Consider the following 25,674-nt stretch of genomic DNA (forward strand, 5'->3'; position numbering starts at 1 on the left):
AAGATTATTCGCCAGGCCATTGACCTGACAAGAAAATTTTAGGGCTTTGAGGTTCCTGTTTATGGCTGGATCAGAATAGGCACTCCGCCTTTTTCAGAACCAATAATTACAAGCTTAGAATTATTAGATTGAGCTAGCTTTTCTGTGGCTTCAATCGCTCGTAATTGTAGCACTTGGTTGGTAAGGCCATCAGAGATAATTTTTTGGTAATCAGCTATACCTCGCGCTTCAATACGCTTTCGTTCTGCCTCTTGACGCTCTTTCTCCAAAACAAATTTCATCTGCTGATTTTCTTGGTCTGTCTTAAGTTTGTTTTGAATTGCAGCTTGTAGAGTATCAGGCATTTTGATGTTTCGTAAAAGAGCTTCCTCAACAATAAAACCCAAAGTCGGTATCTCCTGGGTGAGTTGTTGGTCAATTTTTTGGGCGATTTCTTGGCGTTTAGTAGAGTAAATAGCACTGGCTGGGTAGTTTACTGTGATGGCACGGACAGTAGAGCGGAATCTGGAAATCACCAGTTGTGTTTCATCAGTTCCAATTGTTTTATATACTGTAGCTGCCTTCTGCGGATCGAGCTTGTACTGAAGACTGACATCAAGATTTAGGCTCAAACCTTCTTGGGATGTTGCATCTACATTTTCCTTTACATCCTTAAGGCGAGTGGAAAAATTCAGCACCTTGCTAAAGGGATTAAGCAAGTGAACACCAGGATTAAGAGCAGTTTCGGAAACCTCACCAAACAAGTTGACGACACCGACATTACCTGGTGGGACAATCACCAAAAGCCTAGAAATAGAATTCAGTACTGCAATACTACCAATCAATGTCGTAATTGTGCGTATTGCTAAACGTGATCTTTCACCAGATATCCTACCTGTATTGAGATAAACGAGAATTGCAATGACGCTACTTAGAAGAGAGACTATAAGGCCCATGAGTTTTTTCTGTGTGGTTAAAACGAATATACTTAAGCTGTGGCGCATTTAATTTGCACAACTAGGGCGGGCAAGATGCTTACCCCACAAGAGTTATGTTTCATTCGATTATGCAAATTAGATGTTTTTTAGCTTAATCACATAATTCCCAAACGCTTTGATGAAACTAATACCATTTCATACAAGTTACAGGAGATGGTCAAGCAGGCTTAAACAGCTGTAAATGCTTCCAAAGACAAGTTAAACCGGGAGCGCATGAAGCTAGAAACCTAAAAAGCTAATATGCAAAATATGAAAGATATGTCAGAGATGAACGAAGAGAGTGAGCGATCGCAATCTCACTAAAAAATAATGTATAACCTAATGTATACACCATATAAATGTGAATGAAGTAGTTCTGCTCTTTGGAGAAGTTGATACAGCTTAGGAATATGAGTTGTTTAAAGAATAAGGATTACATTAAGTTGGGTTGATTTGCTTTCTCACCCATTGACGAAATGCTCTCAGCGTTGGACTTCTACCTAAAGTTCGGCTCTGTTCGACAAACCGGGGAATTACTTCAACAATGGACAAGTTGGGAAAAGTAGAACTAATTTCAGACTCAATGTATTTACCATCCTGAAGAATATTAATTTGTAGCTTGCCATCTTCATATCGCCACAGTTCAGGAACTCCTAGTGCTTCGTAAGCATTCAGTTGAGTTTTGGAAGTAACATAAACTTTAATTGCTAAGTCGGGTGGCGGATCAACCGTCAAGTCTATTCGCTCTTTACCAATCATTTGAGCATGATTTTGAATGTAGAAAGAGTCATTAGGCTCAAGACCGAAAGCCATATCTTCACGTTTAAAGATGGTTGAGCCAAATGTTTCACAGTCAATCTCTAACTCCTTCAGCAGAATTTTCACCAAATCCCCAATGATGACTTTGGCTTTCTCATGCTTTGGTAATGGCATTCTCATCTCCAAAGTTCCCTGGCTATAAGCCAATCGAGTCGCTCGATGGTCGCCAAGTTCTTCTAAAATCGCCTCAAATTCTTGCCAGCTAACATCGTGCAGTATTACTCTATGTCCTGGCGGAACACTTAATTGTCGCAATTGAAGTGTTACCATTACTTACTATTGAAATTTCATGTTGAAGCTTGCAAAAGCCAGTATTAAATTATCGTAGCGCTACTAAGATAGGGATAAAATATAGTATAAATAGATTTATGTATATTGATTGTGTCTAATAATTTACTAGTTTGTATAGGTGACGGAGATAATATAGGTGATACTATTGAACTTTATTTACTCTTAGGAAATCTTGAAGAAGCTAGCCAATTTTCTTATCAAGTAAAAACAGCTATTGCTGATATAGCAGAGCTTGTTCAAGATGAAATAGAAGCCTCCCTGATTTATGTAGCTGGTGACGATATATGTTTTGTTGTGTCAGCAGAAAAAAATATTACAGACTATTTGATTATTTATTCAGATTTATTTCTCAAAGCTACTGGAAAGACTATTTCATTTGGCGTGGGAAGAAATTCTGTTGAAGCATTGATTTGTCTCAGAAAAGCGAAGGTTTCAGGTAAAGGGCGTGTGATTACATCTGGAGGAATAGATTGAAATCTCTATATATTTTTGTAACTTCTGATAGACCAGATCAGTATCTTAATCCGATTGTACATTGTATTTTAAGAGGTACAAATCGTATTGTATTTGTTCAAATTGAAGATTCTAAAACAGAGAAAGTTCAGCTTAACTTACTAAGCGCCAACGTTTATGATTTAATAAATAATCTTTCATTAGGTTTTTACAAATATTATACTGGCAATCAAAAGGATACATTATTTGCTCTAGATACTGATTATAGTTCAAGTGAACTAGCCAGATTAAAAGCACAATATATTCCTTGTTTAACAGACAACATTAAATGGAGCATCGAGAGAATTAATTATCTGGACTTAAGAAAATACATATCTTCATTACATAAGAAATTTGGAAAAAACATAATTTTTGACGTTACCTCAGTAACTAAAGTTTATATAGGAGATATACTTGCATGTTGCTTGCTTGAAAACGTTAGTGAACTTTGCACTTTTGAATTCTTAATAATACCAGATTTTAGCAAACCCTGGAAAATACTTATTCATAATTTAGAAGAAAGTAAGCAATATAGACACTTAAATTTAGTTGAAACACCCATCTTTAAAGAAAGTGCTAAAGCTATTTTAATTCGGACAACTCCTTTATTGATTTCAATAATCGGTACGGCTGTATTTATAACCCTAACACTTATAGCAACTTTTCTACTAGGTAATAACAGCATGATTATACAAGCCATAAGTACTGTTGGAACTGCACTAGGAATTATTTCATTTGTCCTAATTTACTTCCCTATACGTGCCAATTAAAAAGGACACCCATAAACCATAAGAAGTGTCCATACATCTAAAATTTAATTGATTCTAGATTAATCTAAAATCCAAAATCCAAAATTACTTGCTGTTGCTGTTAACACCATTACCATTACTTGGAATGAAGCGTTAAGCAAATTTCTCCGGTACTTCTTGAAGATGGTCATACTTCCAGTGGAAGGAACCAACGCCGAGAGTGAGCGATCGCAATCTCACTAAAAAACAATGTATAATGTAATGTATACATTATGTAAAATTTAAATTGTGTCGAGCAAAATTTGCAAGGAGATTTATATTGAACCACGTCAAGAGCATCTGCTAAAAGCGATCGCCCAACAGGCGGGTGTAAGTGAAGCAAAAATTATTCGCCAAGCTATTGACCTCCATCTTGGTAAAATAACTGCGCCTCAAACCAACCTTGCAATGTGGGAAGCCGAAAGAGAATTTATTAACCAAATCAAAACTCGATCTGCTCAACTTGGAGGTCGGGATTGGCAGCGTGAAGACCTCTATGAACGGTAGAGTTTTACAAATCCTTTTATAGATTGAAATAGATCCCCGACTTATTAAAGAAGTCGGGAATCTGAGCCTTGAAGCGATCGCAACTTTACATTAATCCAAAATTACTTGCCGTTGCCGTTAGCACCATTACTGTTGCTGTGAATGACACGTTCAGCAAGCTTTTCCGGCACTTCCTGAAGATGGTCATATTCCCAGTGGAAAGAACCAACGCCAAGAGTGAGCGATCGCAGCTCTACAATAAAGTTTTGCATCTCTGCTTGTGGCAAGTATGCAGAGACATTATCCCAGCCTTGCCAATCATTTCTACCTTCATAGCCTAAAATTTGCCCCCGTCTACCACTCAACAGTTGCAGCACTTTGGAGGTAAATTCGCTAGGTGTGGTAACATCCACCCGCAGAATTGGTTCTAATAGGGTAGGTTCCGCTTGGGGTATCCCCGTTTGCATTGCCAATCGGGCAGCTTGCTTAAAGGCTTGTTCGGAACTATCAACGTTGTGATAGGAACCATTAGTCAGAGTTACCGCCAAATCCACTATTGGGAAGCCCAAAGGTCCATGTGTCAGAAATTCCCGCACGCCCATTTCCACCCCAGAAATGTACTGTTTGGGAACCACGCCCCCGACAATAGTTTCATTAAAGTCAAAGCCTGTACCGCGTGGTAAAGGCTTAATTTCGAGAAAAACATCACCAAACTGTCCGTGACCACCGCTTTGGTGCTTGTAGCGCCCATGAACTGAAGCCACCGTTTTGCGGATAGTTTCTTTGTAAGGCACTTGCGGCGAGTGCGTTGTCATTGGCAAGTTATATTTGCGGCGCAGTCTGTCTAGGGTGACTTGCAAATGAATTTCGCCTTGACCCCACAGGATAACTTCGTGAGTATCGCCGTGTTGTTCCCAAGCAAGTGAGGAATCTTCTTCTAACAACTTGGTGATGGCACTGCTGAGTTTAACTTCATCGTTACGCTTTTCTGGTGTAATGGCCAGAGCATAAACTGGTTCCAACTGTGCAGCTTTGGGTAATTCCATCGCCGACTGCTGTTCTATAGAGATTGTATCGCCTGTTTTGACTCCTTCTAAACGGCTCAATGCAACAATTTCACCAGCACTAACTTGGTTAACGAACTGCTGTTGTTGTCCCATCAGGCGGTAAATTCCCCCAGTGCGAATGCCATTGAGGACAATACCATCAGTTAATTTGCCCCGCCAAACACGCACGAGAGAGAGCTTGCCACCTTGGGGAGTGTAGTAAGTTTTTAATACCTGCGCTAGAGGTGTATCACCTTTTAAGTTTTTTAAACGACGTTCTGCTGTGGTTTCTGGTTCGGGGGCTTCCCGTAACAAGGCTTCTAATAGAGGTCTAACACCATAATCTTGTTCTGCTACACCAAAGAAAACGGGCACTACTAAATCTGCCCCTAATTCCATTTTTAAATCTTTGAGGATTTCCTCTTGGGATGGCTCAATGTCTTCTAAAAGTTCTTCGAGTAAGTGGTCATCAAAATTTGCTAGGGCTTCGAGCATTTCTGCCCGTGCTGTATGTTCTTCTTCTTTTAAACTTTCCGGGAAGGGAATGGGGTCCGCAGGTGCGCCTGGATGATATTGATATGCCTGTTCACTCACCATATCAATAAAGCCGGTGAGTTGTTCCCCGTTCATGATGGGATATTGATGCGCTACCAAAGGACGGCTAGATACTGCTTTCAGGGCGTGCAACGTTTCCAAAACGTGAATATTTGCCCGATCCATTTTGTTGACAAAGATGAGGTGGGGAATTTCCCAATCGTCTAGGAATTTAAATAGAGGGGCGAGGGTAAGGACTCGCTCGCGTATGGGTTCGCAAACTACAATTGCCGCATCTACTCCGATTAAAGCATTGTACGTTTCTTGGGCAAATTCTACACTTCCCGGACAGTCAATAAAAGTGAAGCGAATGTCGTTATACTCGGTGTTAGCGGCGCTGACTTCTACACTCATCTGGCGATCGCGCGACTCGGCAGCACTATCTCCCACTGTATTGCTGTCCTTAACACTCCCTTTGCGGGAAATTGTCCCTGTGACAAATAACAAGCTTTCTAGTAAAGTGGTTTTTCCACTTAAATAAGGCCCGACAATTGCAACATTCCGCGAACCCGATTTTACTTTTTCGTTCATAAAACCCCCTTGCGGTAAGTCTTTTATAACCGCATTATTCTGCTGTATATGTCAGGGATAAAAAAATGGTTCTCTGGAGTCAAAATTACCCCTTCTTTAATTTGTTATTATCCTTCTTTTAATCGAAAGTTAAAAAAATTGTAGCCTGTCGTAAAATTTAGCTTAAGAAAAGTTAAGTATCACAAACTTTCATGGCAAATTAAAAATTTTTGTAAAAAAGTCCTTATGAAGTAAATTTAACTGAAAGTATTGCGAGTCAAAAAATCAATGGGATTATCATTCTCTAAATATCGCATAGCAGGGTTAGTAAGTTTGACTTTGTTGGTTGTGAGTATTTCCTCGCCCTCTCTTTCTCTATTTCCTCCTGTGGCCTCAAAGCTGGCACAATCTCATGCTAAAACTGCCATAGACTGGTTAAATCAAGGTTTACAGGCAATTCAGGCGGGAAAAGTCCAAGATGCGATCGCAGCCTTTAAACAAGCAGCCAAGTTAGATCCGACATTGGCACCAGCGCACTATAATCTAGGGCTAGCCTACCGACAAATGGGAAAATTACAACCCTCTGCCGACGCATTTTATCGAGCAACCCAAGCCGATCCTAAATTTGCTCCAGCTTTTGCTAATTTAGGTGGTGCGTTGTTAGAAGGTAATAATTTACAGTTAGCTAACGATTATTTGCAACGCGCCCTAGAACTTGATCCCAAACTAGGATTTGCCCACTATAATTTTGGATTGGTACGAGAGCAGCAACGAGATTGTGAGCGAGCGATCGCATCTTTTAAAAAAGCCATAGAATATAGCAAAAATGCACCAGAACCTCCTTATCATCTGGGGATGTGTTATCTCCAACAAGGTAAAGTTGATCAAGCAAAAGATGCCTTTCGTAAGGCAGTAAAAATTAATCCGAAGTATCCAGAAGCTTACTATAATCTCGGTTCAATTTGGTTTATTCAACACAAATTAGAGGAGTCGTTAGAGGCTTTTAGAAAATCAGCCCAAGCTAACTCTAACTATCCCAACGCTTATTATGGTGCAGGGTTAGTTTTTATGCAGCTACAGCAATATGGAAATGCAGTACAAGTATTGCAATTTGCTAGAGATTTATACAAAGCTCAGGGGAATCCCCAGTGGGCGAAAAATGCCGAGCAATTGTTGCAACAAGCACAAAATTTAAATTACCAACCTCGCTGAGGCGCAAAAGCTTAATATTGCATAAAATAAAACTATTGGGTTGACTCGCTGGTGTTGTCTGAACTAGTCACGATTGGAATAAAATGTACATGCAAAAGCGCCAGAAAAGTCGATTTTTATTTAGCGATCGCTGGCTTGATCGGCACTCAATTGTTCGCAACATGGAAGCCTTTCAAGACTTAATTGTGATTGTTTTGTGTTTAGGTTTATTCGCCGTCATGCTGATCCAATTGTGGGGAATAGCTATTGTCCTCACGCAGCCACTAGACTATCAACATGTGACTGCAAAAATACTATTTGTGTTGATTTTAGTCGAGTTATTCCGACTATTAATGGTCTATTTGCAAGAACATAGTATCTCTGTGGGAGTGGCAGTTGAGGTAACAATTGTATCTCTACTGCGAGAGATAGTAGTTCACGGAGCGCTGGAAATTTATTGGGTTAATACGCTGGCAATTTGTGGTTTGTTGTTTGTTCTGGGTGGACTACTTGTGGTGTGTGCTAAGACGCCACACATGGATTGTATGAGCGCTAACACTAAGTTTTGTCCGGCTGCGTATAAAGGAGGTAGGGAACGGCAAAATGAGTTGGAATTACAGTATTCACGTCAATGTGATGAGAATCAACCGCTTGGATAAATTGTTATGAAAATGGAGAGTAGGGAGTGGGGAGTAGGCAATGGGGAGATGAGGTAGAATTTTCTCCCTTATTGGAAATCGAAGGGGGTAATCTGGCGGACATGATATAACAGCCTGAAATTGTCCATCGGAATCGATATAGCCAAATTCCCCAGTGCCAGCATTCAGCAACCACAACTTACCCTGATAAAATCTTGGGGCATGGATAAACCTGTGGCAATCACCTGATCAGATTGAATATCAATAATACAACCCCCGCCTTGTCGCTTGTCCCGCCAACCATCCACCACATCAGATTGACCACAAAGAGTAACATAGCGAGGCTTTCCGGCTACCATCGCCAAACCATTGAGGTGACAGCGATCCTCATTTACCAAGCTAGAAATAAACTTCGGTTTCCATAAAGGAATGCAACTATGGCGATCGCTCACTGTCGCCACACAATTTAATATAGTACTGATAAACAGAATGTGATCGCCTCTGGCGTTGGCAAAGCGATCGTTATCAGCTTCCACCACCAAATCATGAATATCTAAATCCCCAGTAGTATAAGCAATCCGGGGAATATAAAGCTTGTCATAACCATCATAAAGTTGTCCTGGAGTCAGCACATTGTCTAACTGCCAGAGTTGGGATCTAGAACTGAGATAAATCCGTTCTGGGGTAGCAATCGCAGATGAAGTGTGGAATAGTGACTACGGCAGAGTGGTTTATCAAAGCGAACGCGGCAAAAGTGCTATCTGGACTTATCCATCTGGAACTATCTTCATTGAAGGGCTGGCTGGAATAACAAGCAATCGTGGAATTTATCATGGCTATTGGGTTGGTAAATCGAATATCAAATGTGATACGTCACGAGAAGATGGTTCTGGTAAGTTGAGCAACACCTGGGGACGATTTTCGATCCGCTTTCAGGTTCCTAATTTTCCCATGCCTTGGGAAGCCAGATGGAGTTATTGCGAAAGCAAACCTACTTTCTCTTGGAACGGAACCCCGCCAAAACAAGCTTCAGTTCAACGCTAAAGTTTCTCGGCTTTTGTGTTTTTATTAGTAAATAAGATGCGTTTGCCCTGGGTTACGGGGGATCAAAAGCTCACTGAAATTGTGCCCTGTAAGGTAAATGGTGCTTGGGGGAAGGTAAGATAGTCGTTTGATTCGTAATATTTGACATTGAAGATGTTCTTAAAGTTGAGCGCAGCCTGCCAATTATCGCGTTTGTAACCGATTAAGGCATCGGTTGTGACATAAGAGGGAAGGATAAACGGATCATCGATGTTGGCAGTGCGATCGCCTTTAAAAAACAACCCCGCACCAAACTGTAATCCTTGCAAGTTACCCTTTTGAAATTCATAAGTTGTCCAGAAACTCGCGCCTTGATATGGTGCATTTGTCAGATGGCGACCTTCGGGAAGTCCGGCATAACCTTTGCTAACATAGGCATCATTGAGAAAACTAGAGGCAATCACCTTCCAACCCGGTAAAATTTCCCCGGCTACATCCAGTTCAATTCCTCGACTTTTCACTTCTCCAATTGCAATTGAGTATTGGTCGTTGTTAGGGTCTGTAGTGGGGATATTTGTTTTAGCAATGTCATAGGCTGCAAGGTTTACTGAAAGCCGCTTGTCTAAAAGTTCAGCTCTGATGCCGACTTCGTACTGTGTACCGCGCGAAGGCTCTATTTGTATCCGGCCTGCTTTTAGAGTCCCTAAGTTGGATATAAAAGAGCGATTGTAGCTGGCGTACAGCGAAATCGGTTCGATTGGTTGATAAACGATGCCCACACGCGGTGAAAAGGCATGAGAGTTAGCACTAGAATTTTGCGGTTCGTCAGGGTTACTGAAATCTTCACTGCTTGTGTCAAAATTGTCATATCTCCCGCCTAGAACCAACTTCAGATTGGGCAATAATGTTACCTGGTCTTGCAGGTAAATTCCTATGCCGTTACTTGCGCTATTAGACCGGCTATATGAAAGTGGCGGAAGTGGAACGTTATAATTTGGCTCAAAAATATCTATCGAAGGGAAATCACCATCACCAAGACTATAACTGTTGTTGGTATATCCACGACTCCGGGACCAGTCCACACCTAACAGCAGTTGATGGGCGATCGCACCCGTGTTGAATTTACCAATCAAGTTGGTTTGCAGAGCATAACTTTGTGAATAATTCTGACCATCACCAAACTGCCCTCGTATCAATGTTCGACCATCCTCTAAAAGATCAGCGCCGGTTTGGGTAACTTTTTCACCACCTTGATCAAATTGTGCGGAAAATCTGCTTTTCAGCCGCCAATTTTCACCAAACTGCTGATTGAGTGTTAGCGCGACACGATGGCTTTCACTATTGGAAAAATCATCCGGTTGAGCTAAATTCCGATTTCTGGGCAACGTTAAAAAGATTGCTTCTGGTTTAAAGCCTCGGTCGAACCCTTGTTTAGAATTCAGATATTCATAGGCGAAGTCTAGGGTTGTGGCATCACTAATCTTGTAGGAGAGAACCGGAGAGATATATAATATATCGTTTTCAATGTAATCCCGATAGCTGCCAGAATTTTCATAGGAAACATTCAAACGATACAGTAACTTTTTATCGGTCGTCAGTGGTCCAGACAGATCGATTGCAGGATTGTAGTAATCGTAGCTGCCAGCCGTAAAAGTAGCAGAATAATAGGGGGTGTCTAAAGGTTTTTTCGTCACATAATTTACCAGACCACCCGGATCTCCATCTCCATACAGCACTGAAGCTGGGCCTTTGAGCACTTCCACCTGTTCAATGTTGGCACCATTAGCAGGAAGTAAACCAGTAAACCCATCTACTAAGCTACCGGCGGAAAAACCGCGAATCCTGACTTCACCGAAAAGATTGCCATAGCCTCCTCCTATCTGAGTACCAGATACATTGCGAACCGCATCCACAATCCGCGTGATTCCCTGATCCTTGATTACCTGTTGGGGAACCACCTGAATCGATTGAGGAATATCACGTAAAGGTGTATCAGTTAAAGTTGCAGTTGATGCTTCTGGCACAGTGTATCCATCTTGTTCGCCCGTCACTACCAGTTCAATCGGTTCATCACTCTCTGCTGATGGAAGACTAGGCTGTGTCTGAGTTTCTGGCTGCTCTTGCGGCGTTCGTTGCGTTTGAGGTTGTTGCTGCGGCTGTTGTGCAGAAGATGCAGAACTAGCCACAGAGAAGATAATACCCTCATCCGGACTGTCAAACAACTCAACAATGGGTACACCCGCCTCACCTGTCACACTCACCCGGATAGTCTGAGCATCAAAGTTCGTTACCGTTATCTCGCTAACACCTGCAATTGGTTTAGTAGAGCGAAATGTAAAAGCGTCACCGTTGGGTAAACGCAATTGAGCACTGGGAATATCAGCAATAAAGTTATCGCCCGAACTGCGATTCACTACTTGCAATTTTTGCCCAATGGAAGTTTGTAAAATCACCTCCACACCTTTATCGGTGGGATTTGCTTTCACTGAGGTAACTTGTACAACTTCACTCGCCTGTTTCCCCCCTTGGTCAGGAGGGTTCTGTTGTTCTATCTGAGCTAACCATTCTTTGACTGTTCTTGCGGAACGGTTTAGTTCCTGTACAGGAGAAATTTCAGTTACTTCCTTTGCCTGAGTTGGTTGTATGACCACAGCAAGAAAAAAACAGGAAATAAACAACGATGTCAACGACGGGCTACGCCTACGCAACACTTTCATACTCCACACACCTAATAGTACTTTTTAAAACAAAGCCGATTATTTGAGAATTAGTTTATATAACTCCGTTTATGAGAATAATCATCTTTCTGCTTGGGTTTGCGATCCCACCACATCACAAAGCCAGTAATAAATAGAATTAACGGAGCCAGACCAACGAAGATGTAAAGAATGCGGGTGGGTAAGCCGCCGAAGGTGCCGAAGTGCAATGGCTGGAAGGAATTGAGAATCTTGTCGCCTAACGATGCCTTTAACGAATTATCAACTCGTAAAACCTGACCACTGTATAGATCCAGATAGACATTGCTCATGCCGTATTCCAGCTGCTCTTGGGGGAGCTTCATCCGCAATCGCAGAGGCGCTTTCGGATCTGTCGTTAAGTCAATGCTCCGCAATGCTCCGTCGGGTAGGGCAAGTTGAGCCGTTTTTATCTGCTGGCTCAGAGGTAGAGGAGATTGGCCGGTCAACATAGCCCAAATTCCAGGCAAATCCAGTGAAAAATGTGAACAGTAAAAATATGGCGGATTTCGCGCTGAAAAACGATCAGGCTGCCAGTTAAGCCAACCAAGATCGCAATCAATCCGATCGCAAAACCCAGGATGCGATGCAGAATAAAGGTCAGATGACGGAGCTTTTTCGCGGGCATGGTAGAGACTACTTGAGGAAAAACAACAGGATATTAAGCAGCAGAAATAAAGGTGATAAAAACCGCACGGTTACTGAATCCGATAATCATAAACTTGCACGATTTCTTCGGAAGGCGCTGTTTATTGTGTTAGCGACTGCACTAATAACAATTGGTCGCTCTTGGCTGGATTCTCTATCTCACTTACTTGCCGAATTTGTCAGATTGGTTCAACAGTCTGCTCTTTGGTAATCAGGCGTGTTTGCTGAGTAAAGTCTTCGTTAGCATTGGTGGACACTGTACTCTTATGAACTCTAAGTGATAATATGTCCTCACTTCTAGTAGGTTCTGTCACCAACACCACGATCACACCTGTCAGCAATAGACCGAGAACAAACTGTTTAGACTTCATTATTGTTTTCTGACTCCGTTACATCACTCAATATCTAGTTGACAAATACTAGCATTTACAGAGTATTGAAATCTATTTGCATTAAAAAAGCAAGCTTAATGACTGTGCGTTCGCTTATTTTGAGATCCGGAAGGGAATTAAAGCCTTAGTGCAAAAGGAAAAAGGATATTTTTAAGTAACCCGTTATTTATAAGTAAAATTTGTGACCATCACAGAAGGCTCCCAGAGGCGATTATTTAAGGCACAGGGATAGCATAAATCATAAAATGGCAAAAGCTCTGTGCGAGACAAAAATGCCTAAATCGATTGCAGCGCCTGGATTATAAGCCTTGTAAGGCTTAATTAAATCTTGCAGGTTAAAAATGAGCGAACGTACAGTAATGAAATAAAAACAAATAATAATTTAGACAATCGAAGGAAAATTTCAACAATACTACTGCTCTTGAAGTGTTTGCCAGTGGTCTTTGAGTTTGCGGTTTATATCTTTCTTATTTTTTCACAAATAGATTGGTCATCGGCTTAACTCCTTTAGTCGTGTCATTGGCATAGTTTAAGTATTCATAGATGCCAAAAGCATCCTCAGTAGTTCGTAACAATGAGTAATGATTATAGGGTGTGTTATCCACAATGCCCCGTAAGCCGTGGTTGGTAATCACAATCGTCGCAATGTGACCGCCACCAAAGTTAGCGTTACTATCACGGTCAAAACCACAGCAACCTTGAATTTTAGCTTTGTTAGAGGGATTACTATCTTCATCCCAAGTAATAATAATTGCATTGTTACCAGACTCAGCCCACAACTTAGAAGTGGTAATTTGATTAACAACTTTTCCAATCATCGTGTCGCCAGTTTGAATCAGTTTTTGCAATTGGGGGCACTCTGCTAAACCGTGCATTTCATGACATTGGTTGAAGATAATGTGGCTGTAATTGGGAACTTTACCACTGTTCAGGTCGGTAGTAAGTTGATCAATTCCTACTATTTTACTAGGCAAGTTTGGGTCATCTTGCACTTTTTTGAAATTCATAAAACCATTATGCTTGACCGCATATAACACACGGATGAAGCTGGGAGCTATAACGGACTTAGAGCCTGGGGAAGGAATATCTTCAAAATACCCTTTCCAAGTCAGCCCCTTTTGTGACAATTGGTCGATTAAGCTTTTAGAGGTAATAGTGTGGTTAGCATAGTCAGCTTGACGGGAATTCTGGCAAAATTGCTCATTACTACCAGCAAAGCAATAGAAAGCATCATCATCATGAATACCAAAGGTACTGCCGCTTAAAATGGCGACATAGTTAGCTTCGCTGGGATGCACTTCGCCATAGAAGTTACTAGCCAAGCCATAGGTTTTTGCCAGTTGATTGATGATGGGTGCATTCGGGTTGCCAATAATTTGGTCGTAGGATTTATTCTCTTCAACAATCACAAAGATATGGTCATATTTAGGGATGGCTTTGTCGTCTGGTATAGGAATTGAAACTGCTGCTGCTGTATTTTCAACTACTTGCGGTGGGTTAGTCGCTGATTGGCTAGATTTTTGGGAGTTGGATAAACAACTATTGAGTGTGAAGCTCAAACTCAATAAGCAAACATGATGAAGAATTGTTTGAAGTCTGGGATGTAATAACATAGATATTGAGTATAAATATTAAATATATCTGGGATGATTTGTCGGATCAATAAATCAGAAATAGTTGAAAATTGGTTTTAAAAAAGGCTTATTTTCTGGAAAAGTGAGACGGCTGTATGAGTAACCAATGGTTTATTTTAGGTGTCGGGCGCTATCGGGATGTGAGGTCGAAACTAAACCGGCTAGTGCTTTAACTTCGCTGGGTGTCTGTTGGAGATTTGGCTGGTAAGAGCCTAGTTCAGCAACCCACTGATTCACTTAGGGACTTCCAGAAAATAAAATATACAGTCGCTAAGAATGATAATCATTATTAGGGGGTTTCAAAGCCTATCGACCTTTCGGGGAGAGGAATGGAAGCGGGGTTTTTAGTATACTTTAAAACTTTTCTAACACCCTCTATGGAGTAACAGCTAAAAGGGTTGGATTAAATGGAGACATTCCTATTGGAACAGCCAGAATTGATATTCCTGATAAAGGTTAGAAGATCGGGGAGAATTCCGAATCAAGAGAATGGTACGGAACTTCAAAGAGTCAGAAGTAAAATTTGCTTTATGTCTGGCTCTTGAGTTGAAAAAGTGCACCTCATCAAATAGTAATTTATTTGATCGGGCATTGAGCATTGGGAACAGAGAGAATAATAACTTCTTTTAACAATTCTCCCTTGTCCCTTGTCCCTATGCCCCAGTCTCTATTTAACTCCCAGCAATTCCACATCAAAATGCAGAGTGGCGTTGGGCGGAATTACCCCACCAGCACCACGAGCGCCATAACCTAACTCTGGGGGGATGATTAACTGACGACGACCGCCTACTTTCATGGTGCTAAGTCCTTCGTCCCAACCTTTGATTACCTGTCCAACGCCAATTTTAAAGCTGAAGGGTTGGCCGCGATCGCGTGAACTATCAAACTGAGTTCCATCTTCTAGAGTGCCAACATAGTGAACTTCAACCGTTTGTCCAGGTTGAGGAGTCGCCCCAGTCCCCTCTTTTAACTCGACATACTTTAATCCAGAGGGGGTAGTTACGACATTAGCATCAGACATAGTATTACTCGCAATTAAGATATTGTTTTCAGTTACAGTTGTGGGCGCTGGCGGCGTTTGGGTTAACTGGGCAGCAATGGCAGTGTTCTGTTTACTGCCTATTTGTCCCACAACCAAAAGTACAACACACACCAGCATGAACGCCACGCTAAGAAAAATTGGTTTCAAAATCAGTTCTCCTTACTTAAGTATCCTGGCAAAAAGATTACCAACAGGACACAATTAGTTTAAATCAGAAAGGACATCTTAACGCCAAAGCTTATTTTCTAAATCGCGCAGTTGACGCTCTAAACGGTCAATTCTGCCCCTGAGTTCGTCCACTTCCGACTGGCGAGCTACTCCCAAGTCCTGCATCATATTTCGCATTTGCCGTTGCATTTGGACATCGAAATTTCCCTGTTCCGACTTTAACTGCTGGGCAATATCATCTATTACCGCCTTGGCTTGCTCAGGATTGAGCTTACCGTCTTTAACTAAATCATCGCTGACTTGGCGCAATTTTTCTGCTACTAAAGACGTTGTGCCAAGACCCACCATCATTAGTTGTTGCAACCAGTTGTTGCTGTCCATAATCCCTTCCTCTTACTTATTAACCAGCCGACCCTTGCACCTGAGTGTAGGCAATCAAGCTATGCTTAAAGCGTAGTTATTCTAGCCTACAGCTCTATTTTGGCAAATTAGCAAGCAGAGGGTTCAAAGGACGTGTTTATAGAACTCCTCAAGTTTAAGGTTGCCCCGAATTTACGGGAAGATTTTATCCAGAAGGATGCCCAAATTTAGACAACAGGGCTGGCTGAATATCCTAAATTTCTCAGTAAATAGGTTTGTATAAGCCCCAATGACCACAAATAATTTATCCTGATCATTCGTTGGGCAACGCTGGAGCAGTGGAAAGCCATACCCCAAGCAAATTTGCAGACTATTGAAGACAAATTCATCCCAGCACTGGCAGAATCCTATCCGATAGTGGAGTCAGCAGAGTATCAAGTACGGAAATTTCCCCATTTGTAGGTGAAAGATTACTCTTAACTCGTAGGACTAGATAGCTGTGCGTTAGTTAAATTTGTGTGCGCCATTTCTGAAAGGCTATCTCGTAATCCTCTGTTTTAGTCTGATAAACACTCCACCAATGAAAAAATAGTCCTAACCCCCATCCTAATACTGGGAAGATAGCCCAAAAATAACTAGGACTAGTGATTAAATTCAAGAGAATCAGGAATAAATTCACTGCTAGGAAGGAAACAAAGTGCGCCCAAAAACCTCTGCTTCGGAAAGTATTAAATGTCCGTCGCGAACGTTCCTCTTCTTGTTGAGCTAACCACTTTTGCTCAGTTGTTTCCAAAATATTAGAAGAAATACCTAACTCAGATGCCATTTCTAGAAGCTGTTCTCGTGAAAATTCACCTTCCTGTTTATGAGTCAGTGCTATTTGAAGGATTTGTTCCACATCTTGGGAATCGTAAGTCATTTTAATTACCTTATAAGTTTGTGTGTAAATGCGCTTTTGATTTCACGAAGTTTTTGATAGGCTTCGTTCAATTCAGTTAATGAACGCCTCCACATTTTGCACCCAATACTTAGTGACATTCACAACCTTATTATTTTCTCACAATCGATTTAGGGCTACTGTATTTGTCAATACTTCTATATTGCTGTTAGGACATTAAGCCAAACATTATCTGAAGGTTGAATGCTAGTAGTGTCAGAAAATATTGACAATTGTAGAGGTAAAATTCTCGCTGGTGAAGGGTTTTTTGATGTTAACTAAAAACCACGCTATTTGCATCGGATTTGGATGCAATAGACACATCAATTTTAGAGAAATAGTTCCAAAACCCTGTCTCGTCTAGATTTTAGTTTGTGTAATCTGACGATCGCCACTCTCTTGATCTGGGGAATTGGACACTCAAGTGCAATTCCCACTTATTCATGTGACTATGTGGTTTTTTGAGCTAATTCATCCGCCTAACAGCTTGCTACAAGCGGAAATTTCAGTTTATCGGCTGTAAATTGATCAGTAGAAAGCAAGTGCAACTCACACGTCCTATGAACAACAGCATTTTTAACCTAACCGTCTCTCCAGTTGCGATCGCTATTATTGGTGGTGGTTTTAGCGGTTCTCTGGTTGCAGCCAATCTTTTACGCAACGCAACTATGCCACTATCTATCAAGTTGATTGAACGTAATTCTGAAGTGGGTAGAGGAGTTGCTTACGGGACACCAGTAGATTGTCACTTGCTGAATGTGCCGGCGGGTAAGATGAGCGCATTTGGTGATCAACCAAATCACTTCCTGAACTGGCTGCACAAAAATGGGCATGAACAGGTAACTTCATCTACCTTCGTTCCGCGTCGGGTTTATGGGGACTATGTGCAGGCGACTTTAAAAGCAGCACAGGAAAATGCAGCAGCTAATGTGCAGCTAGAGAAGATTGTGGATGAAGCGATCGCCATCGAAACAAAACCTGATAACACAATAGTGTACCTGAGCAATGGTCAGTGTTTGCATGTGCAAAAGGCGGTGTTAGCGTTGGGCAATTTCCCGGCAATTCTGCCTGCACCGCTCGCCGTTTTAGACAACCGCTATGTTAAAGATGCTTGGTCTGCTGATGCGATCGCTGGCCTAAATCCAGAGGATGCTATTCTGCTGGTGGGCACTGGGTTAACAATGGTAGATGCGGTTGTTGCCTTGCATCACCAAGGGTTCCAGGGACAAATTCATACCGTCTCGCGGCACGGATTGATGCCCTATACCCACAAATCAACAACTTCTTATCCAGCATTTATTGATGTAGAAACTGCACCAAAAACGGCGCGAGGACTGCTGCATGTGGTACGTCAAGAGCTGCGTGAGGCTCTTACCCAAGGAGACGCCAGTTCCTACAACCGGGAGAACCCCGGCAACGGACTGGCTCAAGATTGGCGGGCAGTAATCGATGCCATCCGCCCAATTATTCCCCAACTTTGGCAAGCAATGCCATTGCCGGAACAGAAGCGATTTCTGCGCCATGTCAAAGCTTACTGGGAAGTTCACCGGCATCGGATTGCTGAAGAAATTGCCGAAGTACTGGATGCTGCAATGGAGTCTGGTCAACTGATCCATTACGCAGGTCGGATTCAAAGCTGTCAGGAGTTTGAGGATGGGGTGAATGTGAAAATCTGCGAACGGGGGACGCACAAGGATATCCTTTTGCAAGTTAAGCGGATTGTCAACTGCACCGGTGCAAATTGTGATTACCTCAGATTGCAGCACCCATTGGTCGCTAGCCTCCAAGAACAACGATTAATCCGTCCCAATAGATTGTCAATGGGAATTGATACTGCCCGAAATGGGGCGCTGATTGATGCAGATGGAAATGCATCTCAAATGCTGTACACCTTGGGGACACCGCGCAAGGGCAATCTTTGGGAAACCACCGCTGTTCCCGAAATTCGGGTTCAAGCAGCAAGTTTGGCACAGGAGTTACTGAAATCCCTCAATCCAAAACCTGATGCTACTACTTTCATGTTGAAGAAATCTGCTATGTTATTTCGTCAACTATTCGATAAAGAATCTTGTACTTATACTTACTTAATTGCCGACCCAGAAAGTAAAACAGCTATCTTAGTTGATCCTGTATTGGAGCAGGTGGAACGTGATCTTCAGATATTGCGACAATTGGGGCTGACTCTGCGCTATTGTCTGGAAACCCACATCCATGCCGACCATATTACTGGGACAGACAGACTCAGATCACTTACGGGTTGTTTGGGGATTCTACCTGAGAATGCAGCGGCTACCTGTGCAGACCACTACATTGCCGATGGGAATATGTTGGAATTAGGGAACGTGCAGATTCGGGCGATCGCTACCCCTGGTCACACTGACAGCCACATGGCATACTTAGTCAACGGCACTCATGTATTAACTGGAGATGCCCTATTCATCCGGGGTTGCGGTCGTACCGACTTCCAAAGCGGTGATGCTGGATCACTCTATGATGCCGTTACTCAGAAGCTATTCACATTAGCGGATGACACCTTGGTATATCCTGGTCACGACTACCAAGGACAGACAGTATCCACCATTGGCGAGGAAAAGTCCTGGAATCCCCGGTTTGCTGGACGCAGCCGCAACCAGTTTATCGAACTAATGAAGAACCTCAACTTACCGCAACCGAAAAAGATGCTGGAAGCTGTACCTGCAAATCAGCATTGTGGCAGAGTTTTAGTTGCATTAGACTATCAAATTTGAACTTTATTTAGCTATAAAAAGGGTAAGGCGATGTCTACGATGGGCTACGCCTTGACACCTTTTCCATTGAGATTGTATGGTGTCTGTTGTTTTCCAAAAGTGATAAAAAAGGGCAATTATTTCTAGCTAATGACCTTCTTTTTCTTCAACCATATTCCCAATAAACCGGCAACTGCAATTCCTCCAATAGTTGATGACTCAGGCACAGGTTTTACACTCACATTATCCAAGTATAAGAATGCATGTCTATCAACAGACCCAAACTTTAATTCTGTGGATGATGCGTCTGCCGTGAAATTGAACTTATATGGCGTATATGCTTGATAAGAAATGTTTGTTTGATCAAAAATTTTATTTCCATCTACAAATGTCTGAAATTGATTATCAAGGTCAGGGACTCCATCTATAGATGATAAATAGTAACTAAGTTCGTATTTCTGACCAGGTTGTGTAGAAAGTGTCTGTGATATGTAGCTGAGGTCTACAAATCCACCAAGTGATAAACCATGATTACCACTTTGAGGAAAATTGCTCATTTTAATCAATGATGTATCCATCGGATCGCCAAACTTAGTCCAATCTGTAACATTAGGATTTGTAGTGTTGAGATTGTTAGGATCTACGAGGGGATCGAGTTCAAATCCTCCATTTCTAACAAGTTCTGCCGCTTGTGCAGCAGTATTATAAGTATTGGTAATCACAGCAGTGCTAACGAAGGTTGTGGTAAAACTCAAAACAATAATTGGAAGTTTTTTAGTTAAATTCATGAAATTTTACTCCAAATAATTCAAAATTCTGACAATGTTTAAAACCAGTTGATAGTTACTATGCTGATTCTCAGTAGTGTCAATAAAACTAAACACTTGATATCGATTTAGAAGAGTTAGCTTTATTAAACTCTGTAGAGACGCGAAATTTCGCGTCTCTAAAAGCCGAAAATTCTCACCAACAAACCTTAACTGAACTATATTGACTTATAGGTGAGTTCGGACTTAAGTCTAATTATTGGCATAGTGGCATTCTCGACACTATAAAGCCAGACATCGCTTGGGCTTCTAATAAAATGAGGATTAGCTTCAATACTGCTCGGTTAAGAATATTCGTAGGTTGGGTTGAGGCAATGCGTTACCCAATAAACCCCGCAAAATGTTGGGTTTCGTTCCTCAACCCAACCTACACATTTTTATTTTTTAGACTTAACCGAGCAGTATTGCGATTAGCTTGTCATCTGTGGTTTATTCATCTCCATCATCTATCGCTTCATCCCGACAATTTTCTCCTTAATGTTAAGGTGTAGCTTTAACACTCACATCATCCAAATATAAAAACGCAAACTCTGCTTTGGAACCAAACTTTATCTCTGTAGATGTTGCTTCTGCTTTAAAATCTAACGTGTATTGCCTGTAGTTCTGAAAGGGAATATTTTTTTTAACATCAACTTCCTTTTTACCTATAAAAATCTGAAACTTATTATTCAGATCAGGTGCTTGCTCTGTTGATGCTAAATAGTAAGTAAGTTGGTAGTGTTTACCACGAACTGTAGGGATAGTCTGTGATATGTAGCTAATCTTTGAAAATCCACCAAGCGATAAACCCTGCTTACCAGTTTTAGGAAAGTTGCTAATTTTAATAACTGATGTATCTATCGAATCGCCAGACTTAATCCATCCTGTAATATTAGGATTTGAAGTCTTGAGATCATTAGGATCTACGAGAGGATCGATTTCAAATCCCCCGTTGATAATCAGATCTTGTCCTTTTGCTTGTGCTGCTGATTTATAAGTATTGGTAATCACAGCAGTATAAAGGAAGGCAGTGGTCAAACTACAAACAAGAATTGAGAGTTTTTTAGTGAACTTCACGAGACATTACTCCAAATAGTTCAAAATTCACGACAACGAGTACTTAATTGATTTACTTTGTGGTGATTAAGGCAACTTAAATTGATAACTTTTGAAAATATTCTTGGCATTAGTACCACTTAAGTAAGTAGAAAAACTCTGTGCCGTTGATCGAACTGTAGTTCTGGTGAGTATACCCAATGGATAGACAATCGCAGCACTATCTGCCGGGTTGGCAGTTTGTACGACTTTTACCTTGTTAGAAATGAAAGCATCGGTTGTGTAAACAAAACCTGCGCCAATAGTTTTATTTACACCTCCAACTGCAAGAGTTTTATTTTCAACAGCAGTTAAGACGTTACGTACATTGCTGGCACGGTATAGTTTAGGACTAAGAGCGGTGAAAAGACCTCGGCTAGTAAGAACTTGTTTGGCATAATTTCCTGCTGGCACAACTGGAGGAGTACCTGTGTAGTCACCTATAGCAATACCAGTAATGTTGGCGTTGGTCAAACCATTGATGCTAGTAAGACCAGCACTACCAACACTAACGGGAGGTGTCGTAGGAGTAATCAAAACTAGACTGTTTTTAACAATGTTCTTACGGCTACCTGCCACTAATTTACTTGGGCTTGAATTCTGCAAGACATCTATTTGGTTGGTGGCAGCAGAAATGAAAATATCTACTGGTGCTCCTGCTTGTATTTGGCTCAATAAGGTACCAGAAGCACCAAACGTATAAACAACGTTGACACCTGGGTTAGCATTTTGGTACTGAGTCTTAATGGCATTCAGCGCGTTTGTTAAGCTGACAGCCGCATACACGTTAAGTGTGGTTACGGATCTTGCTGGCGAGAAATTGACAAACTGCAAGCCAATTACCAGCATCATGCTGGTAACTGCCGTAGCAATCCAAGCAATAAGTCTTCTTCTTTTCATGAAAGTTATAGTTTGGGGAAAATATTACCTAAAAGTCTCATTGTTGACATACCTAACTTACGCACAGGCAATGGAAAAACAGCCACAGAGATGGCAGAGGATATGGACAAATGGGAGTTTGAGAGGGTTTTTGCGTAAGTCCTACGTATAATCAATTCTGGAAATAAACGGACAATCACAATTGCTAAAAGCATTAGTGTGATGGGAATTTATTATTTCCAAGTAGGATTACACAAACAGCGAGTGAAATGTATTTAGTGATGAAATAATATCAGTTAAATACGCGCATTACCAACATTTTTGGTGATAAATTCATGACAAAAAGCTAGGACAAAGGAATATAAATACTGAATAAGCTCTGCATTGCCTGTTTCGCTAGGGGATTAAAAATTTTCAGATAACTCTTAAATAGCTAAAAACCTGATTTTATACCAATTTTGTAAAAATTAAGATGCCTTTACCCATCTTTTTAACTAACTTTTTTGGTAAAAACTGCTGTGTTGATACTACTGAATAGGCGATCGCCCCTACCACTTTCTAGAAAAAGGAGCGATCCGCATCCAGGAGTACCTATAACTCATCCACGCAGACAATGTACATATAATTCTTTATTTGTATAAAAATATATATAAACTTTTATAATATCAATAAAAATTTTGATTTAACATACACCTAACGATAGATAGATTTTATTAAACAAATAGTTTAGGTTTGTAACAGCTTACACAGAAACAGGTAAAGAACATGGCCAACATAATTGACACTGCCACTAATAATGGTTCTTTCAAGACACTAGTTGCAGCAATCCAAGCGGCTGGTCTAGTAGATACACTCAAAGGCCCTGGTCCATTCACCGTTTTTGCACCCACTGATGCAGCGTTTGAAAAGCTTCCAGCAGGTACAGTAGACGCATTACTCAAAGATATTCCTAAGCTCAAGAAAATCTTGACCTATCATGTTGTCTCAGGTAAGGTGCTGGCTGCTGATGTAGCTAAATTGAAGACAGCTACAACAGTTGAAGGTTCAGATGTAAAAATTGACGCTTCTAATGGCGTTAAGATAAATGATGCAAAAGTTGCAACAGCAGATGTTGCTGCTGATAACGGTGTTATCCACGTAATTGACACAGTTTTGATTCCTGCATAAGCAAACCTCAGAATAGCGAATGCTATTTATGGGGCGGCGACTACCTATAGTCGTTTCTCCATTAGAGTTTGGTTGAATATTTTTTAGTAAATACCAACTATCAATAAATCCATCTAGACAGTATCTAGATGGATTTATTGTTTTATGCATGTAGAAACATTGCAATGCAACGTCTCTGTAATCAGATGTAATTAAATTTTTAGTTTTGCCAAACCCAAATAACGGATACCTTCAGGGGAAATGTCAAAACGGCAAGGTAAGACTTCTAAACCAAGAGCGATCGCATCCCGTAATAATTTACCATATACAGGATCTGGGCGATCGCCAGGAGAAAACTCAGTACAATCACTGCGATTGATAAAGTAAAGCATCACTGCACGAGTTAAAGGTAAGAGCGCCATTAGTTCTCGCAAGTGCTTTTGTCCTCTTGTAGTCTCGGTGTCAGGAAATAAGGCTAATCTCCCCTCAGATAAAGTTGTATTTTTCACTTCTAAGTAAATCGGGCGTTCCTCTTCACTCCCCGTCAAGAAAAAATCCACTCGACTTTTTTTATCTAGCCCATAAACCACCTCGCCCTTGATTTGGCTATAGTCGCCCAATTCTGGGAAAAGATGTTTCGCTAAAGCCAGTTTTACCACCCGATTGGGCAAAATTGTATTTATACCTACCCAAGTCGGCTCATTGTCGTGTACCTGAATTAGTTCTAAAGTGTAAGCCAATTTGCGGTTAAGATTATCGCTTTTGGAAAGCTGTACAGCACTTTGGGGAGTTGATACTCCAGTCATTGGCCCTGTATTGGGACAGTGTGCTGTCACTATTTCGCCAGAAGTAAGTTGAACGTCAGCAAAAAACCGCTTGTAGCGTTTTAGTAGAATACCTGGATATAAAGGTGGGTAACGGTAAAGCCAATCTATCATTATGGAACCTTGTTGCTGCTAGTAAATATACGTCGATTTCTTCCCCCACCGAACCCCATCAGCAAATCTTTTCAGCAGCTACTCATACACCCATGAGTATTACTCCGCCTGTGACAAAATTTGAGCATCTTCATATATCACAAAGTGTCAATTTATGTAGTCAAATTGACAACATCTTAATAAGAAGTAGCATATACTAGGTGTTATAAGCCTCCCATAAAGAAAAATCTGGGAGAATTTCAATGTGCAAGGAGGTAAATCCTATGCAAAAATTGGTGACAGCAACGGAATTAGAATATGCTTTTCTGTTTACTCTAAGAAAGGTAAATTCGATCAATCCAGAAGGTTTCAAGCCATTTTTTAGTAATATGCCTATTGACCCTTATATCAAAGGCAACTATCGTTCGAGAAGATTATCTCGGTTCACAGTTTCTGAAAATGAGTTAATCAAATTACCTCATAGCTACCTCTTTCAAAGTAAAGAGTATAATCCATTAGTGGGTGATGTAAAAAGAGAGTTTGCAGAATTAGATGATGCACTCATAGAACTTGATATTTTTAGAAATCTTGTCTTAGCATTTAGTGATTCTTGTAAACTTCATCCGGAAGCTGAAATCGGAGTTCATCAAATTAGAACTATTTGTTCGCCAGATAATATGGGTAATCCAGCGCCTGAAGGTATCCATAAAGATGGTACTGATTTTATTGGCATATTCTCAGTAGATAGAGATAATATTGAAGGTGGAGAAACACATTTGTATACTGCCAAAAAAGAAAAGCCTGTGTTTAGTAAAGTTCTAAATCCGGGAGAACTCTTATTGATCAATGACCATAAATTTTTCCACTTCACCACTCCCATAAAACCACAGATTGACGCTCAAGGAAGTAGAGATGTTTTTGTACTGAGTACTCCTAGATTGCTTTTGGAATAATTCTAGTTAACTGTAAATATTTTACAATCTACGAGAGATGGGGAAATGAATACATTCATTTCCCCACCTTTTTTATTTGGAATTGAAAATAATCGGGCTGAGAGTGGTTGTTTACTTGCCTTGGCTATACAGACAAAACCTGCCTCCACAGGTTATGAAACCCGTGATTTTTTATTAGAGAGTTTGTATAGTAGCGTTCGCGTCAGCGTGCTGGAGGCTCTATTCTATTCACCAAAGACTTTTAAAACATCCTCTTAGGGTCGTGTGTTCGTTTGAATTCACTCAAAATACGAAATCAAGCAAAGCCACGCTGAATACTTAGAATATTAAGGGTAAGTGGATAGGTTAGGCTACGAAGAAAGCCTAGTGGAATTTAACTAACTGAATCAACCAAACAAATGC

General features: G+C 41.0%; 26 protein-coding genes and 1 pseudogene. 10 read left to right on the forward strand and 17 right to left on the reverse strand.

Features of this window, described 5'->3' with window-relative positions:
* Positions 1-59 precede the first annotated feature (59 nt).
* Positions 60-935: a prohibitin family protein gene (locus V7K36_RS21745; protein ID WP_335119159.1), complete on the reverse strand. Its 876-nt coding sequence runs from the start codon at positions 933-935 to the stop codon at positions 60-62.
* A 459-nt stretch (positions 936-1,394) separates the two neighbouring features.
* Positions 1,395-2,045: a Uma2 family endonuclease gene (locus tag V7K36_RS21750; RefSeq protein WP_335119161.1), complete on the reverse strand. Its 651-nt coding sequence runs from the start codon at positions 2,043-2,045 to the stop codon at positions 1,395-1,397.
* A gap of 111 nt (positions 2,046-2,156) precedes the next feature.
* On the opposite strand from V7K36_RS21750, the gene V7K36_RS21755 reads away from it, so the two are divergent.
* From V7K36_RS21755 to V7K36_RS21765, 3 genes are all read left to right on the forward strand, one after another.
* A complete protein-coding gene (locus V7K36_RS21755) occupies positions 2,157-2,540 on the forward strand; it encodes a mCpol domain-containing protein (protein WP_335119162.1) in 384 nt (127 codons plus the stop codon).
* Positions 2,537-3,328 carry a hypothetical protein gene (locus V7K36_RS21760; protein ID WP_335119164.1) on the forward strand — a complete coding sequence of 264 codons (792 nt, stop codon included), beginning with the start codon at positions 2,537-2,539 and terminating at the stop codon, positions 3,326-3,328. The genes V7K36_RS21755 and V7K36_RS21760 overlap by 4 nt, the downstream gene beginning before the upstream one ends.
* A gap of 267 nt (positions 3,329-3,595) precedes the next feature.
* A complete protein-coding gene (locus V7K36_RS21765) occupies positions 3,596-3,853 on the forward strand; it encodes a hypothetical protein (RefSeq protein WP_335119166.1) in 258 nt (85 codons plus the stop codon).
* Positions 3,854-3,954: 101 nt separating this feature from the next.
* Here V7K36_RS21765 and V7K36_RS21770 read toward each other — a convergent pair whose 3' ends face one another.
* Positions 3,955-6,003 carry an elongation factor G gene (locus V7K36_RS21770; protein WP_335119168.1) on the reverse strand — a complete coding sequence of 683 codons (2,049 nt, stop codon included), beginning with the start codon at positions 6,001-6,003 and terminating at the stop codon, positions 3,955-3,957.
* Between the two features lie 267 nt (positions 6,004-6,270).
* Here V7K36_RS21770 and V7K36_RS21775 point away from each other — a divergent pair, with 267 nt between their 5' ends.
* Positions 6,271-7,194 carry a tetratricopeptide repeat protein gene (locus tag V7K36_RS21775; RefSeq protein WP_335119170.1) on the forward strand — a complete coding sequence of 308 codons (924 nt, stop codon included), beginning with the start codon at positions 6,271-6,273 and terminating at the stop codon, positions 7,192-7,194.
* 89 nt (positions 7,195-7,283) lie between these two features.
* Positions 7,284-7,832 carry a phosphate-starvation-inducible PsiE family protein gene (locus tag V7K36_RS21780; protein WP_335119172.1) on the forward strand — a complete coding sequence of 183 codons (549 nt, stop codon included), beginning with the start codon at positions 7,284-7,286 and terminating at the stop codon, positions 7,830-7,832.
* Here V7K36_RS21780 and V7K36_RS21785 read toward each other — a convergent pair.
* Positions 7,797-8,503 (reverse strand): annotated as a pseudogene (locus V7K36_RS21785) (DUF4915 domain-containing protein). The gene V7K36_RS21780 and the pseudogene V7K36_RS21785 sit on opposite strands and share 36 nt — an antisense overlap.
* 10 nt (positions 8,504-8,513) lie before the next feature.
* Between V7K36_RS21785 and V7K36_RS21790 the strand changes: the two are divergent.
* Positions 8,514-8,855, forward strand: coding sequence for a hypothetical protein (locus V7K36_RS21790; protein ID WP_335119173.1), 342 nt, complete (start codon positions 8,514-8,516; stop codon positions 8,853-8,855).
* Between the two features lie 62 nt (positions 8,856-8,917).
* Here V7K36_RS21790 and V7K36_RS21795 read toward each other — a convergent pair whose 3' ends face one another.
* The 9 genes from V7K36_RS21795 to V7K36_RS21840 form a co-directional block, all read right to left on the reverse strand.
* Entirely contained in the window at positions 8,918-11,485 is a 2,568-nt protein-coding gene (locus V7K36_RS21795; RefSeq protein WP_335119175.1) for a TonB-dependent siderophore receptor, read from the reverse strand.
* A 116-nt stretch (positions 11,486-11,601) separates the two neighbouring features.
* Positions 11,602-12,021 carry a PepSY-associated TM helix domain-containing protein gene (locus V7K36_RS21800; RefSeq protein WP_335119177.1) on the reverse strand — a complete coding sequence of 140 codons (420 nt, stop codon included), beginning with the start codon at positions 12,019-12,021 and terminating at the stop codon, positions 11,602-11,604.
* Positions 12,015-12,197 (reverse strand): hypothetical protein, encoded by a 183-nt coding sequence (locus V7K36_RS21805; protein ID WP_335119179.1) that lies wholly within the window; start codon positions 12,195-12,197, stop codon positions 12,015-12,017. Before V7K36_RS21805 ends, V7K36_RS21800 begins: the two co-directional genes overlap by 7 nt.
* Before the next feature lie 199 nt (positions 12,198-12,396).
* Complete coding sequence (locus tag V7K36_RS21810) at positions 12,397-12,588, reverse strand: hypothetical protein (RefSeq protein WP_335119181.1); 192 nt, start codon at positions 12,586-12,588, stop codon at positions 12,397-12,399.
* Between the two features lie 488 nt (positions 12,589-13,076).
* Entirely contained in the window at positions 13,077-14,222 is a 1,146-nt protein-coding gene (locus V7K36_RS21815) for an alkaline phosphatase family protein (RefSeq protein ID WP_335119183.1), read from the reverse strand.
* A 132-nt stretch (positions 14,223-14,354) separates the two neighbouring features.
* Positions 14,355-14,480 (reverse strand): hypothetical protein, encoded by a 126-nt coding sequence (locus tag V7K36_RS21820; protein ID WP_334822534.1) that lies wholly within the window; start codon positions 14,478-14,480, stop codon positions 14,355-14,357.
* A gap of 430 nt (positions 14,481-14,910) precedes the next feature.
* Entirely contained in the window at positions 14,911-15,432 is a 522-nt protein-coding gene (locus tag V7K36_RS21825) for an FKBP-type peptidyl-prolyl cis-trans isomerase (RefSeq protein ID WP_335119185.1), read from the reverse strand.
* Between the two features lie 78 nt (positions 15,433-15,510).
* Entirely contained in the window at positions 15,511-15,834 is a 324-nt protein-coding gene (locus tag V7K36_RS21830) for a phasin family protein (RefSeq protein WP_190896299.1), read from the reverse strand.
* Between the two features lie 487 nt (positions 15,835-16,321).
* Complete coding sequence (locus tag V7K36_RS21840) at positions 16,322-16,732, reverse strand: 2TM domain-containing protein (RefSeq protein ID WP_335119190.1); 411 nt, start codon at positions 16,730-16,732, stop codon at positions 16,322-16,324.
* 578 nt (positions 16,733-17,310) lie between these two features.
* Between V7K36_RS21840 and V7K36_RS21845 the strand changes: the two genes are divergently transcribed.
* The gene (locus V7K36_RS21845) at positions 17,311-19,497 is read left to right on the forward strand and encodes an FAD/NAD(P)-binding protein (RefSeq protein ID WP_335119192.1); all 2,187 of its coding nucleotides are present in this window, start codon (positions 17,311-17,313) and stop codon (positions 19,495-19,497) included.
* A 122-nt stretch (positions 19,498-19,619) separates the two neighbouring features.
* Here V7K36_RS21845 and V7K36_RS21850 read toward each other — a convergent pair whose 3' ends face one another.
* The 3 genes from V7K36_RS21850 to modA form a co-directional block, all read right to left on the reverse strand.
* Positions 19,620-20,264, reverse strand: a complete 645-nt coding sequence (locus tag V7K36_RS21850; RefSeq protein ID WP_335119194.1) for a DUF642 domain-containing protein — start codon at positions 20,262-20,264, stop codon at positions 19,620-19,622.
* A gap of 519 nt (positions 20,265-20,783) precedes the next feature.
* Positions 20,784-21,359 carry a DUF642 domain-containing protein gene (locus V7K36_RS21855; RefSeq protein WP_335119196.1) on the reverse strand — a complete coding sequence of 192 codons (576 nt, stop codon included), beginning with the start codon at positions 21,357-21,359 and terminating at the stop codon, positions 20,784-20,786.
* Positions 21,360-21,425: 66 nt separating this feature from the next.
* Complete coding sequence (modA, locus tag V7K36_RS21860) at positions 21,426-22,277, reverse strand: molybdate ABC transporter substrate-binding protein (protein WP_335119198.1); 852 nt, start codon at positions 22,275-22,277, stop codon at positions 21,426-21,428.
* A 744-nt stretch (positions 22,278-23,021) separates the two neighbouring features.
* On the opposite strand from modA, the gene V7K36_RS21865 reads away from it, so the two are divergent.
* Positions 23,022-23,423, forward strand: coding sequence for a fasciclin domain-containing protein (locus V7K36_RS21865; protein WP_335119200.1), 402 nt, complete (start codon positions 23,022-23,024; stop codon positions 23,421-23,423).
* Positions 23,424-23,614: 191 nt separating this feature from the next.
* Here the strand turns inward: V7K36_RS21865 and sfsA are convergent, their stop codons facing one another.
* Positions 23,615-24,340, reverse strand: coding sequence for a DNA/RNA nuclease SfsA (gene sfsA / locus V7K36_RS21870; protein ID WP_335119202.1), 726 nt, complete (start codon positions 24,338-24,340; stop codon positions 23,615-23,617).
* Positions 24,341-24,603: 263 nt separating this feature from the next.
* Here sfsA and V7K36_RS21875 point away from each other — a divergent pair, with 263 nt between their 5' ends.
* Both V7K36_RS21875 and V7K36_RS21880 read left to right on the forward strand, forming a co-directional pair.
* Complete coding sequence (locus V7K36_RS21875) at positions 24,604-25,272, forward strand: 2OG-Fe dioxygenase family protein (protein ID WP_335119204.1); 669 nt, start codon at positions 24,604-24,606, stop codon at positions 25,270-25,272.
* A gap of 45 nt (positions 25,273-25,317) precedes the next feature.
* Positions 25,318-25,530 (forward strand): hypothetical protein, encoded by a 213-nt coding sequence (locus V7K36_RS21880; protein WP_335119332.1) that lies wholly within the window; start codon positions 25,318-25,320, stop codon positions 25,528-25,530.
* Positions 25,531-25,674: the final 144 nt, after the last annotated feature.

The sequence above is a fragment of the Nostoc sp. genome (genome assembly GCF_036919555.1).
GTDB lineage: Bacteria > Cyanobacteriota > Cyanobacteriia > Cyanobacteriales > Nostocaceae > Nostoc.